Source organism: Acinetobacter sp. ACZLY 512 (assembly GCF_023614015.1).
Taxonomy (GTDB): Bacteria; Pseudomonadota; Gammaproteobacteria; order Pseudomonadales; family Moraxellaceae; genus Acinetobacter; species Acinetobacter soli.
This window is the reverse complement of record NZ_JAKIVI010000002.1, coordinates 389,313-401,591: the sequence shown is the minus strand read 5'-3', so window position 1 is coordinate 401,591 and position 12,279 is coordinate 389,313. Positions and strand designations below refer to the sequence as shown.

The following is a 12,279-nucleotide window of genomic DNA, read 5'->3' as shown; positions in this document are numbered from 1 at the left end:
GAATAACCTACTTAACGGTTTAGACCAGTGATAAATATATCAAAATACACAGTGCAGCCCAGAGCCCTGCAATCAGATCATCAAGCATAATGCCAAATCCGCCATGCACCTGTCGATCAATCACTCGAATGGGCCACGGCTTCCACACATCGAACAGCCGGAATAGGGCAAAACTGATGAGGGCCCATTTTACATCCATTAGATTAAAATAGATTAAAGGCAATACGGTAATCGATTGTCCTGCAAATTCGTCCCAGACAATCCGGCCATCATCGTGTACATCCATCAGTTCTGCGGTTTTCCCACAGAAAAAAATCCCGATTACACTCATCAGTGCAATCAGAGCCACACTTGGATAAAAACCGATCCAGACCCAAAACGGAATGAACAGTAAGGCAAAGGCCGAGCCAAAAGTGCCGGGTGCTTTGGGCGCCAAGCCTGAACCAAAGCCAACACCACAAAATACGATGCAGCGATTGAACCAAGACATGCGTTTGAAGTCGATTGAAGGTTTAGGCAAAGTGTTGGTATCCATGCAGTTGAAGCGGGTAGTCCTGTCCTTGATAATGATAGGTCAATTGTTGTTGTGCGGTAATCTGACCAATTTTTGTGATTTTGGTATCGAGCGAATGCTGTTGAAGTTGTTCAAAATGTTCAGGTGAGATGGTAAAACACAGCTCATAGTCATCGCCCCCTGCAAGTGCAAACTGCCACTTGGCTGTATTTTCAAGCGCTTCGAGTGCAGGGTCGAGCGGTAGCTGCTCAAGGTCGAGCTGCGCCCCAACATGAGATGCTTTTAAAATATGCCCCAGATCTTGGGCCAAACCGTCGGACACATCAATCATGCTTGATGCAAGCCCTTTCAGGCGTTGTCCGAGTTCGCAGCGTGGTGTTGGATAATCCAGTCGCTGCTGCAAGGCAGAGCCTAAATGTGCCAGACCATAGGCAGCGTCACCCACTTGACCACTGACCACTACATAGTCACCCACCTGTGCGCCAGATCGGCATACGGCTTGCTGCTGATCGACATAACCAAGCGCCGTCACCGTAATAGTGAGGTGCGGGCTCTGTGTGGTATCGCCACCAATCAGGTGTACCCCAAATTGATCACAGCATTGATATAGGCCACGACTAAACTCACTTAACCAGTCATGATCGACTTTAGGAAGGCTAAGTGCCAGCAAAATACTGTGTGGTTTAGCTCCCATTGCAGCAATATCAGACAAATTAACTGCAACACTTTTCCAGCCAATGGCATGGGCAGAGGTGCTAAGTGGAAAATGCCGACCCGCAATCAGGGTATCTGTACAGATGACCAGTTGCTGGCCATGTGGCGGCGTAAGCAGGGCTGAGTCGTCACCAACACCGAGTTCATCGCCATGTAAGGCCGAACGGGAAAAATATTGGTCAATTACAGAAAACTCAGCCATGCACGCAACACGCCTTAGTTGGCTTGTTGTTTTTCAGCTTCACGAAGTCGAGAAGCCAAACGATCAAGAACACCATTGATGTATTTGTGGCTATCGGCACCACCAAAATGTTTGGCCAGCTCAATCGCTTCGTCCAGAACAACACGATACGGGATCTCGAGATGGTCTCGAAGTTCATATGCACCTAAACGTAAGGTTGCCAATTCGACGCCATCCAGGGCACTGAGTTCGCGGTCTAGTACCGGAACAAGTAACGTATCCAATGTTTCATGTTGTGCAACCACTTGCGTGAGCAATTCATGATAGTAGCTGAGATCGACCTTGTGCATCGCATTTTCGACACGGGTACGTGCTTCAATTTCATGCACAGGGTTGTGGCTCATTTGCCATTCATAAATGCCTTGTACAGCAAAACGACGTGCTTTACGTTTCGCTGCATAAGCGGCTTGGAGTGTTTGCGACATGCTTTAGATTGCCTTTAACAGATTAACCATTTCAATTGCAGTTAAGGCTGCTTCAGAACCTTTATTACCTGCTTTTGTACCCGAACGTTCAATTGCCTGTTCGATACTGTCAGTTGTCAATACACCATTGATAACCGGAAGACTACTTTCAAGTGCAACCACACCAAGGCCTTTGGCACATTCGCCTGCAACGAAGTCGAAATGTGGAGTACTTCCACGAATGACTGCGCCTAAAGCAATAATGGCATCAAATTTGTTAGAATCAGCCAATTTTTTAGCAACGATTGGCAATTCCCAAGCACCTGGTGCGTAAGCAACAGTGATATTATCCTCGCTAACGCCATGACGTTTCAAGGTGTCAATTGCACCTTCGAGTAAATGCTCAACGACAAAACTGTTAAAACGACCCACTAAAATCGCGTAACGGCCTTCGCTCGCGAGATGTAATAAACCTTCAATACGGCGAATTGCCATAACAACCTCGATTAGTTTTCTAGAGTTTGATCTGCGGTGATGTATTTCACCACTTCCAAGTTAAAGCCAGACAGCGCGTTAAAACGTAAAGGTGAACTGAGCAGATTCATTTTTTCCACGCCCAAATCACGTAAAATTTGTGCACCGACCCCAATCGTTTGATATTGCTGTGACAGCGCAGCATTTGATTTTAACGGTTTCGGTTTGGTCAAGCTTTCAAGGGCAGGGCCCAAATCTTGTAAATGATCCTGTCCAATCCAGACCAATACGCCACGCTCTGCGGCAGCAATGGTGCTTAAAGCACGATCCAGATTCCACGCCGGCTCACCGCCTTGCTTATTGAGTTTGAGCAAGTCGCGGGTCGGGTTAAAGCCATGAACACGCACGGTGGTAACGCCTTCACGCGGCTCACCTTTGACCAGTGCCAGATGGATATCCGGATTTCCAACTTCACGGTAGCGGAAGAGCTCAAAGTGACCGTATTCGGTTTCGATAGTTTGCTGGCTCAAGCGCTCGACCGTCTGTTCATTGGTCATACGGTAATGAATGAGATCGGCAATGGTTCCAATCTTTAAACCATGCTTTTCTGCAAAGACTTCTAAATCGGGGCGACGTGCCATGGTGCCGTCTTCGTTGATGATTTCGCAAATCACCGACGCAGGTTCAAGCCCGGCTAGACGAGCCAGATCACAGCCTGCTTCAGTATGACCGGCACGGTGAAGAACACCGCCTGGTTGTGCCATTAAAGGAAAGATATGGCCCGGTTGTACAATATCGCTTGGTTTGGCATGCGCAGCCACGGCAGTGCGAATGGTGTGGGCACGTTCTGCTGCCGAAATACCGGTGGTGATGCCTTCTGCGGCTTCAATTGATAAGGTAAAGTTCGTGCTGTGCTGTGCGCCGTTCTGGTCGACCATGAGAGGCAGGTTTAACTGCTGGCAGCGTTCACGACTTAAGGTCAGGCAGACCAGTCCACGCGCGTGCGTGATCATAAAGTTGATGTCTTGCGGACGTACATGCGTCGCAGCAATGACTAGATCACCTTCATTTTCACGGTCTTCATCATCAATTAGAATGACCATTTTGCCTGCACGGATATCTTCGACAAGCGCTTCCACATCACTTAGTGGCATAAGCCTTTCCCTTCTCACTGTGTCCGAAGACGATTATCTTTCACAATTTGCAGCATAGTTTAGCGTGTTTTCACCGAATTTGCCTATGCTGCATGCATTTACTTTCTGGCATCTCTTTATACACAGAACCGAAGTCACTTGAAAAGCCTAAATGGATCGAAATTAAAGCATTCTGTCCACGAAATAATCAACGTTTTAGTCATAAAAAGAATGAACTTTTCGCATTTTCTGATAATTCAGCGCATAAAAAACAAAAAAAACCCGCCAGCGCGGGTTTTGGTGATGTGAAAGCGGACTTAGATTTTTGAGGTATGGTCTAAAGAGGCATCAATCGATGCGCGTGCCTTTTTTCCCATCAGAATCTCGGTGCGAATACGCTGTGCAGTCTCGGCGCAGTCATTGTTCATACCGTTCATCATAAAGGCATGACGGGTCATCACATTACTTGGATTCGGCATGGCAACCAACTGGAATGCCTCACCCACTACTTTAAGCTGATGGTGATTGAGGTGCAATGCAGATTCTTTGGCATGCAAATAGCCAGTCAGGCGCTGCGCTGCCTCGAGTGGATTAAGTTGCATGGCCTCAACGGCAGTCGAGACGGCAAAACGGGTTTGCAGGGCAAAACGTTTGTCTTCACGATAACGCTTGTACAGTACGTCAGAAAGCAACTGGAACACTGCGCCTGTCATGAGTAAACACAGTGTACCTTGTGTAGTTGGCTTACTCATGATCAAGTTGGCGCCCTGCTGCTGAAACTCATTGACCACCTGAATCTCGTTTGGATTCACATGGTAATGCTTGCAGCTCAGCTCAATGCTTTTTTGTAAAAAGATCTGGCAGAGCTTGAAGTAGGGCACCGAAACAGACTGGTTGACGCTATTGAGTAATTGTTTCGGATCGTAAAACTGAATATTCAGTGCCACCGCCTGATCGCCTTGCGTGTGCTCAGGCAATACCACGTCTGGAATCTGAATGGCTTTTTGCTGCGCCTGCTGTTTGGCCTGTGCCACCAAGGTGATGGTATTTTGCTTTTCTGTTTCAAGCGCCTGAATCAATTGCTGGATTTCATGCTTTAAGCGAGTTTCACTGTTGATGCGTGCCAAATATTCACTGCGGCTTGGGCGAGCAATGGCGCGATATGCCAGCCAGAGGAGCAAGTGAATCACAAACATGGCCAAAATGGTCAACCACTGGGTTCTTAAGATTTCACCAATGCTGGGTTTAATCAGCGTGATTTCAATGGTGCCGACTTTCTTTTCGTTTTGCAGTGCATCCCGTACAAACACTTCACCTTGGCGAGTTTTTTCCATACCACTGGTGGCCAGTACCTGTTTGTTGGCATCCAGAATACGGATTGAGGCCACGCTTGGGTTGGTGGCATAACGGTTGGCAATCAATGCCAAGGATACCGTATTGGCCGGTTCCAGCTCGGTCAGACTGTCGGTGACCAGTTGACTGGTCATCAGTTGCCCCTGACTCGCACGGTTCTCATTGAGTTGATGGGTGGTTGCAATCACCATTAAAAAGGTATGCAAAGCAAAACTTACGATTAATAGGCTAGCAAATAGCCCTTGTCGAGGTGCATTCAACGTAAACTTCCAAGGCAAATAGATTCAATTTCGATTATGATTCTTACAATAGTTGTAGCTCAAACCCGAGTCAATTCATGCGAGAAATCATTCTTATCTCTTTTTTGGGACCCGACCAACCTAATCAGTTCACCCGATTAATGCAGGTATTGTCCGTTCATTCCTTACATATTCTAGATGTCGGCCAGGCCGTTATTCATAATCAGCTCACCTTGGGCATCGTGGTTGCATCCGATGACGAAACCGCTACAGCACTAGCGATGAAGGAAATTTTGATTCTAGCACATGATATTGGACTGACTGTGCGCTTTAAACCCATCTCAAGTGCAGAATACGATCAGTGGGTCAGCGAAGGTGGCCGTACACGCTATATCGTGACTGCATTGGCGCCAGAATTGACCGCTTCACATTTACAAGCTGTTACCAAAATTGTCTCCGATCAGGGCTTCAATATTGAAACAGTGACCCGTTTATCAGGCCGCCCAGCACTGGGTTCGCAGCAAGATGCACCGCAACGTGCCTGTGTACAGTTTGGTTTAAGTGGGCAAATGCTCGATGCTCAGGCCATGCGCGCGGCATGTTTAAGTCTTTCTGGTGAACTCAATATCGATGTGGCAGTTCAAGAAGACAACGCCTATCGCCGTAATCGTCGTTTGGTCTGTTTCGATATGGATTCGACCCTGATTGAGCAAGAAGTGATTGACGAACTGGCATGTGAAGCAGGGGTTGGCGAGCAGGTGGCTGAAATTACTGAGCGTGCCATGCAGGGCGAGCTGGATTTCCAGCAAAGCTTCCGTGCACGTGTGGCGCTGCTTAAAGGTTTGGATGCCTCGGTATTGCCGCGTATTGCCGAACGTCTGACTATTACCGAAGGGGCAGAGCGTCTGATTTCGACCTTAAAAGCATTGGGCTACCGCACCGCGATTTTATCGGGTGGTTTTCAATATTTTGCCGAATATCTACAAGATAAACTCGGTATAGACGAAGTACATGCCAATATTTTAGATGTTGAGGCAGGTGTGGTGACTGGTGAGGTAAAAGGTGCCATTGTTGATGGCGCCCGTAAAGCCGAACTGTTGCGTGATCTGGCACAGCGAATGGGCATTTCACTTGAACAGGCCATTGCGGTTGGTGATGGCGCGAACGATCTGCCAATGCTGTCGATTGCCGGATTGGGTGTGGCATTTCGTGCCAAGCCATTGGTGCGTCAAAATGCCAATCAGGCCATTTCGAGTGTAGGTTTGGACGGTGTGCTGTATTTACTTGGGGTACATGACAAGGATCTGACACGTGCCTAAAAGGCTCGATTTTCAGGCTTTGAACGCTGCTCAATGAGCGGCGTTTTTTATATGAAATTCCCATCCAATCCAGCCCTTTAGCCCAACACGTCAATTGATAAATTTTGAAACGTATCGCGCAAAAAAAAATTAAAAAACACTGCTTTTTGAGGATATGGCGTTGTAATGACACGCCAACAACGATCAGCTCTAGAACGGCGCTTTTTTTGATGGTTGAAAATGTGTAATGACAAAATAATGTTGCGACAGGGTGTGTCGTCACAAGCCATTTTGACTCTTTTTTTCTAAAAAAAACCCTCCATAATGCAGCTACAGACAAAAACAGATGCGTTGTTGAATGCACGATGTTGAATGCGTGAAGGGACTTAACTTGATGTTCTGCTCGGGATGCAGAAACTTAATCTTAGACGGAGGTTTAGTATGGTAACAGCCAGCTTCGCCACACTGCTTGGTGTCGGGATGATCGTGCTTGCACTAGCTGTTGTATTCTTTTCGCCGTACCGTCATTGGCTCGGTTTCATGTTTGCAGGTATGTTTTTTTGGGGCTTGATCGAGGTTGTACGTTTTGGGGTACAGACCGTATTTGAACTGCCGGTCACCTACAGTTATCTTGCGGCATTAAGCCTGTCGATGGTCACGGTCACCATCATTTTACTGCGAGAAGACAAGCGCGCACAAAAAGCCTTGGCAAATCGTCAGTATATCGAACACACCCCTGTCTATGAGGACGATCAGCAGCAATACTCGAGTCGCTAAAGGGTGTGATCCAGTCATAAATCAGGTGCAGTACGGCTGCGCCTTTTTTACTTTTTTTATCATCTTTTATGAACGAAACACAGTATAGCTGCCGATACATTTATGCTAGGATGACCCAGTTCATTTTTTGATAAGAATACAAATAGGCTTAAATGTCATGAAACTTTCTTCTCTACCTGTCGTGAAGTTACCTCTGGTCGACTTAAGTACCGATCCGCTTGACTTACTGGTCATGGGTTTGGCTTTACGTATGAAGCAGTTGGCACGTACCTGCCCGAAATTTATTGAACTCACACATGACCGTGCCTTTCGTATTCAGATTGGCACCGATTTGGGTTTTGCGCGCCAAATTATCGTCAATCACGGTCAAATCGAGACAGCCGCGGGCAGTGCAGAAAAAGCAGATTTTATTTTGCAATTTGCCGACAGTGAGCAGGGCGTTAAAACCTTGATCAAAGGTGATCCAACCGCGTTTATGACGGGGATGCAAAATGGCACGATCAAAATGGAAGGCGATTTTAGTCTGTTGGTCTGGTTTAATCAGGCAGCAAAACTGATTCCACCAAAGCTACCAAAGCCAGTGAAGCTCAAGATCAAGCAAGCTCGCCAGTTTTTAAAAGAAAAAACCGGCAAATCGTTCTAAGTCAGAAGAGATGTGTACAGCAGGCGCTCGGTATCGGGCGCCTGTTTTTTTAGGTCAGTTTTAAATCTCGAGCTGAAACGTCACTGGGCCATCGTTGATCAGATGCACTTTCATATCGGCTGCAAATATTCCGGTTTCAACGCGAGCAAATTGCGATTTGGCATACTCCACCAATTGTTCATAGAGTACTTTGGCATCTTGCGGTGGCATCGCTGGCCCAAAATCGGGACGCAAGCCTTTTTGGGTCTGGGCCATTAAGGTAAACTGTGACACCAGCAGTAAGCCACCCTGCGCCTGATCGATATTCCAGCCCATTTTGCCGTTTTCATCATCGAAAATCCGGTACTTTAAAATCTTATCGATCAGTTTTTTACCTTTGTCGAGGTCATCGTCTTTACCTAGACCTAAAAAAACCAGAAGTCCATGCTGGATCGCTCCTGTGGTATGTCCATCGACCACCACGTGGGCTTCAAGGACGCGTTGTAGTAGTGCGCGCATGACAGATCTCAAAAACGAAATGTGCAAAATACTATCAGAAATACAGCAAAAGTCAGCACATTGCCACAGTGTTGACAGGACAAAGGTCTTATACAAATCAAGGTGATTCTTGCCAAAAAAATGTGGTTTAATGCATAAAGCTAACCTGCATGTTTGTTGTCTATGTCTCCAATCATTCATTCATTACTCGATACCGATCTTTATAAATTTACCATGTTGCAGGTGGTGCTACATCAATTCCCCCAGACGCACAGTGTGTACCAGTTTCGCTGCCGTAATCTGGATCAAACGGTTTATCCACTGACGGATATTCTGGATGATCTGAATGAACAACTCGATCACTTATGTGCGCTCAAGTTCAAAGATGATGAACTGCAATATTTGCGTTCCTTTCGATTTATTAAAAGCGACTTTGTCGATTATTTAGAGCTGTTTCAGCTCAAACGCCGTTTTATTCGTGCCAGTATCGATGCCAAAGGCCGTTTAGACATTAGTGTTGAAGGCCCGATGATTCAGGCCATGATGTTTGAGATTTTTGTACTGGCGATTGTCAATGAACTGTATTTCCGGCGTATTCGCACTGAGGCTGTGCTTGAAGAGGGTGAACGACGCCTGCAAGCGAAACTTGAATTACTCAAGCAGTATGAAGCGCAGCATGCAAACGACGAACCGCCATTTCTAGTGTCCGATTTTGGTACCCGTCGTCGCTACAGTCTAGAATGGCAAAAGCACGTGGTCGAGTCGTTTCATCGTAGCTCACCGCATGTGTTTCGGGGTACCAGCAATGTATTGCTGGCTAAAGAATTAAATATTACGCCAATTGGTACCATGGCACATGAATTTTTGCAGGCCTTTCAGGCACTTGACGTAAGATTACGCAATTTTCAAAAAGCGGCCCTAGAGGCATGGGTACAAGAATATCGTGGCGATTTAGGTATTGCCCTGACCGATGTGGTGGGGATGGATGCGTTCTTGCGCGATTTCGATCTGTACTTTGCCAAGCTGTTTGATGGGTTGCGTCACGATAGTGGCGACCCGTACGAATGGGGCGACAAGGCCTATGCACATTATCGACAATTAAAAATTGATACCAAAACCAAAATGCTAACTTTCAGCGATGGCCTGACCTTACAAAAGGCATGGGAATTGCATCAGTATTTTAAAGACCGCTTTAAAGTCAGTTTTGGGATTGGCACCAACCTCACCAATGATATGGGGCAAACGCCACTTAATATTGTATTAAAGCTGGTCGAGTGCAATGGACAGTCTGTGGCGAAAATTTCAGACAGTCCGGGCAAAACCATGACCGATAACGACACGTTCTTGGCCTATTTGCGTCAGGTATTTGACATTGAAGATGTGGCACTGGTGTAAAAGTGATTGCACTTTTTCTGCTAAAGATGCATGAAAAACAGAAAGACCTGAAAAAAGCCTATGCTAAGATGAGGCATGGCAAACCTAGAGAATGTGATTAAAACGAAATGGCCGTACCTGAAATCAATTTGGGTTTATTGATAGAGCCCGACGAACTGCTGGCGTATCTGGATCATCCGCAGTTGCGCATTGTCGATTTAAGCCGAAGCTCGGTGTATGAACAATTGCATTTGGCACATGCTTACGCGCTTCGTCCGGCACAACTGGTTCGTCAGGAAGAACTCGCTACGGGACTCTTACCCGATCAGGCACAACTTGAAGCCCTAATTCGCCATTTGAATCTTTCACCCTCACATCATGTGGTGGTCTACGACGACGAAGGTGGTGCATGGGCAGGACGACTGATCTGGACCTTACACTGCCTCGGATTTACCCAAACCAGTTTGCTTAATGGCGGGATTCATGCGTGGCTTGGGGCCGGATTGCCCACCACGTCCGAGGTGGATACGGTTGAACCCGTCAGTCATTTATACCCGGTCGATACTTCACATGCTGCCCAATATCAAATCCAGTATGATGAGCTGCGCGCCTTGATTGACAGTCAATCGGTACAGCTTTGGGATTGCCGCACACATGACGAATATACCGGATTAAGACTGGCTGCCCGACGCGGTGGACATATGCCCGGCGCACTTCATTTTGAATGGAGTACTGCCCTAAACCGCGAAAATCATCTAAAATTGCATCCATTTGAACGCACTCAGCACCGATTGCAACAGCTCGGCTTTCGTCTTGACCAGCCTGTTATTGTGTATTGTCAGTCCCATCATCGTTCGGGATTGGCGTATATTTTGGCACGTTTGCTTGATTGGCCGGTGCGTGCTTACGACGGGGCGTGGAGTGAATGGGGCAATCGCCTCGATAGTCCTGTGATTACCGGAGAACAGCCATTTTGAGCTTAACGTCACGATTAAAAAAAGATTTATTTATAAAAGCACAATCGCTTGTGCCACAGCATCAGTTAAGTCGCGTGGTGGGTAAGCTTGCCGAGAGCGAAAATCTGCTGGTCAAAACCGCGGTCATTCAGGCGTTCAAAAGCAAATACGGCATTGATTTATCGATTGCACAACAGGCCGATGCCCTAAAGTACAAATCTTTTAACGAATTTTTTACCCGTGCCTTAAAAGATGGCGTCCGTGTGGTCGACAATGCCCAAGACAGTATTGTTTCGCCTGCCGATGGTGCTATTTCACAAATCGGCAGTATCGATGACGGTGAGGTGTTTCAGGCCAAAGGACAGTCTTTTTCGGTTGAAAAACTGATTGGCGATCCGCAACTGGCGCAGCCATTTAAACACGGGCAATTTGCAACGGTGTATCTATCGCCACGCGATTATCATCGTGTGCATATGCCGCTAACAGGCCGTTTAACTGAAACCTTGTATATTCCGGGTGAGCTGTTTTCGGTGAATCAGGTGACAGCCGAAAATATTCCGGGTCTGTTTGCACGTAACGAGCGTATGGTGTGCCTGTTTGATACCGAGCTGGGCCGTATGGCCGTTGTGCTGGTGGGCGCGATGATTGTGGCTGGAATTGAAACCGTGGTCACAGGCAAGGTGAAACCGACTGGACGCCTTGAGCTGAACCATCATGATGTGGTGCTTGAAAAAGGCGATGAGCTGGGTCGTTTTTACTTGGGTTCTACCGCGATTGTTTTGTTTGAAAAAGACAAAATGGCTTGGGAAAGCCAGTTTAAAGCCAACTCGGTGGTGGTTATGGGTGAGAAACTCGGCCACACGCTTTAATCAATATGTGTGTCGTGTACAGCCTGAGTAGACAGGCTGTACATGATCAAAAATTATGAATGGGTCAAAGCATATTTCAGTAAAATTGAAAGCCCAGAGAAAAAAATCACCACATGAATAATTTTTAAAAATTGCACTTTAGAGAGTTTAAGCGTGATGTGTTTTCCCACGTAGCTGCCAATCAGCATTGATGGTATAAAAAGCAGCATCAGTGCGAAGATGTGCCACGAAAAATACACCCCAGCAAGTGCAAATAGGATGACGCGTAGCAGCGTACTACAGCCAATGAGTGTGGTTTGTGTGATACGGATTTTTTGTGGGTCTTGTAAGCGACCATTTAAATAAATCGAATACATAAATCCGCCACTGCCAAACATGGCACCCAATAACCCACCGCCGAATCCAAAAGGAACAACATGTTTGGAGTCAAAGCGACGCTCAGGTTGAATTCCACTTAATGCATAAAGCGCATAAAGTAAAATAAATACCGCAAAAGCCAATAAAGACGTTTCAGGTTTAATTTTAAGCAGTAATAAAAATCCGATCAGACTACCCACACACATCAGTGGAATCAGTCGTTTAAGCTCGGTCATATCGGCTTTTTTACCATCTCTGATGAGATTCGATAGGGCAGCACATAAATCTAGAAGTGCCAGTAAGGGAATAATCTCGGCCAATGGTAAAAACTGGAGGAGAACTGGGCTGGCAATCAGCGCCGTTCCAAAGCCAATCATACCAAAAATAATATACGAACACAGAACAGCCATGAGCATGACACTGATCTGAACGATGGAAAAATCGATAAAAGCCACG

Annotated in this window: 15 protein-coding genes; 7 read left to right on the top strand and 8 right to left on the bottom strand. The window is 46.6% G+C overall.

All coding sequences use genetic code 11. The features are described from left to right. Nucleotides 1-19: 19 nt before the first annotated feature. The 5 genes from L2096_RS04315 to ribBA are packed head-to-tail and all read right to left on the bottom strand — an operon-like array spanning nucleotide 20 to nucleotide 3,501. The gene (locus L2096_RS04315; protein ID WP_250364931.1) at nucleotides 20-535 is read right to left on the bottom strand and encodes a phosphatidylglycerophosphatase A family protein; all 516 of its coding nucleotides are present in this window, start codon (nucleotides 533-535) and stop codon (nucleotides 20-22) included. Next, nucleotides 513-1,430 carry a thiamine-phosphate kinase gene (gene thiL, locus L2096_RS04310; RefSeq protein WP_076033210.1) on the bottom strand — a complete coding sequence of 306 codons (918 nt, stop codon included), beginning with the start codon at nucleotides 1,428-1,430 and terminating at the stop codon, nucleotides 513-515. Before thiL ends, L2096_RS04315 begins: the two co-directional genes overlap by 23 nt. Before the next feature lie 14 nt (nucleotides 1,431-1,444). Continuing rightward, nucleotides 1,445-1,894, bottom strand: a complete 450-nt coding sequence (nusB, locus tag L2096_RS04305; protein ID WP_004933735.1) for a transcription antitermination factor NusB — start codon at nucleotides 1,892-1,894, stop codon at nucleotides 1,445-1,447. Nucleotides 1,895-1,897: 3 nt separating this feature from the next. Continuing rightward, nucleotides 1,898-2,368, bottom strand: a complete 471-nt coding sequence (ribH, locus tag L2096_RS04300) for a 6,7-dimethyl-8-ribityllumazine synthase (RefSeq protein WP_004933736.1) — start codon at nucleotides 2,366-2,368, stop codon at nucleotides 1,898-1,900. An 11-nt stretch (nucleotides 2,369-2,379) separates the two neighbouring features. Continuing rightward, complete coding sequence (gene ribBA / locus L2096_RS04295; RefSeq protein ID WP_004944690.1) at nucleotides 2,380-3,501, bottom strand: bifunctional 3,4-dihydroxy-2-butanone-4-phosphate synthase/GTP cyclohydrolase II; 1,122 nt, start codon at nucleotides 3,499-3,501, stop codon at nucleotides 2,380-2,382. A 92-nt stretch (nucleotides 3,502-3,593) separates the two neighbouring features. Here ribBA and L2096_RS04290 point away from each other — a divergent pair, with 92 nt between their 5' ends. Next, the gene (locus tag L2096_RS04290; protein WP_048765242.1) at nucleotides 3,594-3,809 is read left to right on the top strand and encodes a hypothetical protein; all 216 of its coding nucleotides are present in this window, start codon (nucleotides 3,594-3,596) and stop codon (nucleotides 3,807-3,809) included. Here the strand turns inward: L2096_RS04290 and L2096_RS04285 are convergent. Continuing rightward, nucleotides 3,798-5,111: a hypothetical protein gene (locus L2096_RS04285; RefSeq protein WP_171063718.1), complete on the bottom strand. Its 1,314-nt coding sequence runs from the start codon at nucleotides 5,109-5,111 to the stop codon at nucleotides 3,798-3,800. The genes L2096_RS04290 and L2096_RS04285 overlap by 12 nt on opposite strands. Before the next feature lie 59 nt (nucleotides 5,112-5,170). Here L2096_RS04285 and serB point away from each other — a divergent pair, with 59 nt between their 5' ends. The 3 genes from serB to L2096_RS04270 all read left to right on the top strand — a co-directional run bounded on the left by serB (nucleotide 5,171) and on the right by L2096_RS04270 (nucleotide 7,790). Then, nucleotides 5,171-6,391 carry a phosphoserine phosphatase SerB gene (serB, locus tag L2096_RS04280; protein ID WP_004933741.1) on the top strand — a complete coding sequence of 407 codons (1,221 nt, stop codon included), beginning with the start codon at nucleotides 5,171-5,173 and terminating at the stop codon, nucleotides 6,389-6,391. A 420-nt stretch (nucleotides 6,392-6,811) separates the two neighbouring features. Further along, complete coding sequence (aciT, locus tag L2096_RS04275; RefSeq protein ID WP_004933743.1) at nucleotides 6,812-7,147, top strand: ciprofloxacin tolerance protein AciT; 336 nt, start codon at nucleotides 6,812-6,814, stop codon at nucleotides 7,145-7,147. Nucleotides 7,148-7,304: 157 nt separating this feature from the next. After that, nucleotides 7,305-7,790, top strand: coding sequence for a hypothetical protein (locus tag L2096_RS04270; protein ID WP_004933745.1), 486 nt, complete (start codon nucleotides 7,305-7,307; stop codon nucleotides 7,788-7,790). 60 nt (nucleotides 7,791-7,850) lie between these two features. On the opposite strand, the gene dtd is transcribed toward L2096_RS04270, so the two are convergent. Next, nucleotides 7,851-8,288, bottom strand: a complete 438-nt coding sequence (gene dtd / locus L2096_RS04265; RefSeq protein ID WP_048765245.1) for a D-aminoacyl-tRNA deacylase — start codon at nucleotides 8,286-8,288, stop codon at nucleotides 7,851-7,853. Nucleotides 8,289-8,450: 162 nt separating this feature from the next. Here dtd and pncB point away from each other — a divergent pair, with 162 nt between their 5' ends. The 3 genes from pncB (at nucleotide 8,451) to asd (ending at nucleotide 11,466) form a co-directional block, all read left to right on the top strand. Then, nucleotides 8,451-9,662 carry a nicotinate phosphoribosyltransferase gene (pncB, locus tag L2096_RS04260; protein WP_004933750.1) on the top strand — a complete coding sequence of 404 codons (1,212 nt, stop codon included), beginning with the start codon at nucleotides 8,451-8,453 and terminating at the stop codon, nucleotides 9,660-9,662. A gap of 107 nt (nucleotides 9,663-9,769) precedes the next feature. Then, nucleotides 9,770-10,618 (top strand): sulfurtransferase, encoded by an 849-nt coding sequence (locus L2096_RS04255; RefSeq protein ID WP_055414855.1) that lies wholly within the window; start codon nucleotides 9,770-9,772, stop codon nucleotides 10,616-10,618. Beyond that, a complete protein-coding gene (gene asd, locus L2096_RS04250; RefSeq protein WP_004944709.1) occupies nucleotides 10,615-11,466 on the top strand; it encodes an archaetidylserine decarboxylase in 852 nt (283 codons plus the stop codon). Before L2096_RS04255 ends, asd begins: the two co-directional genes overlap by 4 nt. A gap of 53 nt (nucleotides 11,467-11,519) precedes the next feature. Here the strand turns inward: asd and L2096_RS04245 are convergent, their stop codons facing one another. Further along, nucleotides 11,520-12,278: a sulfite exporter TauE/SafE family protein gene (locus L2096_RS04245; RefSeq protein WP_048765251.1), complete on the bottom strand. Its 759-nt coding sequence runs from the start codon at nucleotides 12,276-12,278 to the stop codon at nucleotides 11,520-11,522. Nucleotide 12,279: the final 1 nt, after the last annotated feature.

Bases quoted from the DNA above. Each gene is read 5' to 3' on its own strand.
- L2096_RS04315 (WP_250364931.1), bottom strand. From the start codon at position 535: ATGGATACCAACACTTTGCCTAAACCTTCAATCGACTTCAAACGCATG.
- thiL (WP_076033210.1), bottom strand. From the start codon at position 1,430: ATGGCTGAGTTTTCTGTAATTGACCAATATTTTTCCCGTTCGGCCTTA.
- nusB (WP_004933735.1), bottom strand. From the start codon at position 1,894: ATGTCGCAAACACTCCAAGCCGCTTATGCAGCGAAACGTAAAGCACGT.
- ribH (WP_004933736.1), bottom strand. From the start codon at position 2,368: ATGGCAATTCGCCGTATTGAAGGTTTATTACATCTCGCGAGCGAAGGC.
- ribBA (WP_004944690.1), bottom strand. From the start codon at position 3,501: ATGCCACTAAGTGATGTGGAAGCGCTTGTCGAAGATATCCGTGCAGGC.
- L2096_RS04290 (WP_048765242.1), top strand. From the start codon at position 3,594: ATGCATTTACTTTCTGGCATCTCTTTATACACAGAACCGAAGTCACTT.
- serB (WP_004933741.1), top strand. From the start codon at position 5,171: ATGCGAGAAATCATTCTTATCTCTTTTTTGGGACCCGACCAACCTAAT.
- aciT (WP_004933743.1), top strand. From the start codon at position 6,812: ATGGTAACAGCCAGCTTCGCCACACTGCTTGGTGTCGGGATGATCGTG.
- L2096_RS04270 (WP_004933745.1), top strand. From the start codon at position 7,305: ATGAAACTTTCTTCTCTACCTGTCGTGAAGTTACCTCTGGTCGACTTA.
- dtd (WP_048765245.1), bottom strand. From the start codon at position 8,288: ATGCGCGCACTACTACAACGCGTCCTTGAAGCCCACGTGGTGGTCGAT.
- pncB (WP_004933750.1), top strand. From the start codon at position 8,451: ATGTCTCCAATCATTCATTCATTACTCGATACCGATCTTTATAAATTT.
- L2096_RS04255 (WP_055414855.1), top strand. From the start codon at position 9,770: ATGGCCGTACCTGAAATCAATTTGGGTTTATTGATAGAGCCCGACGAA.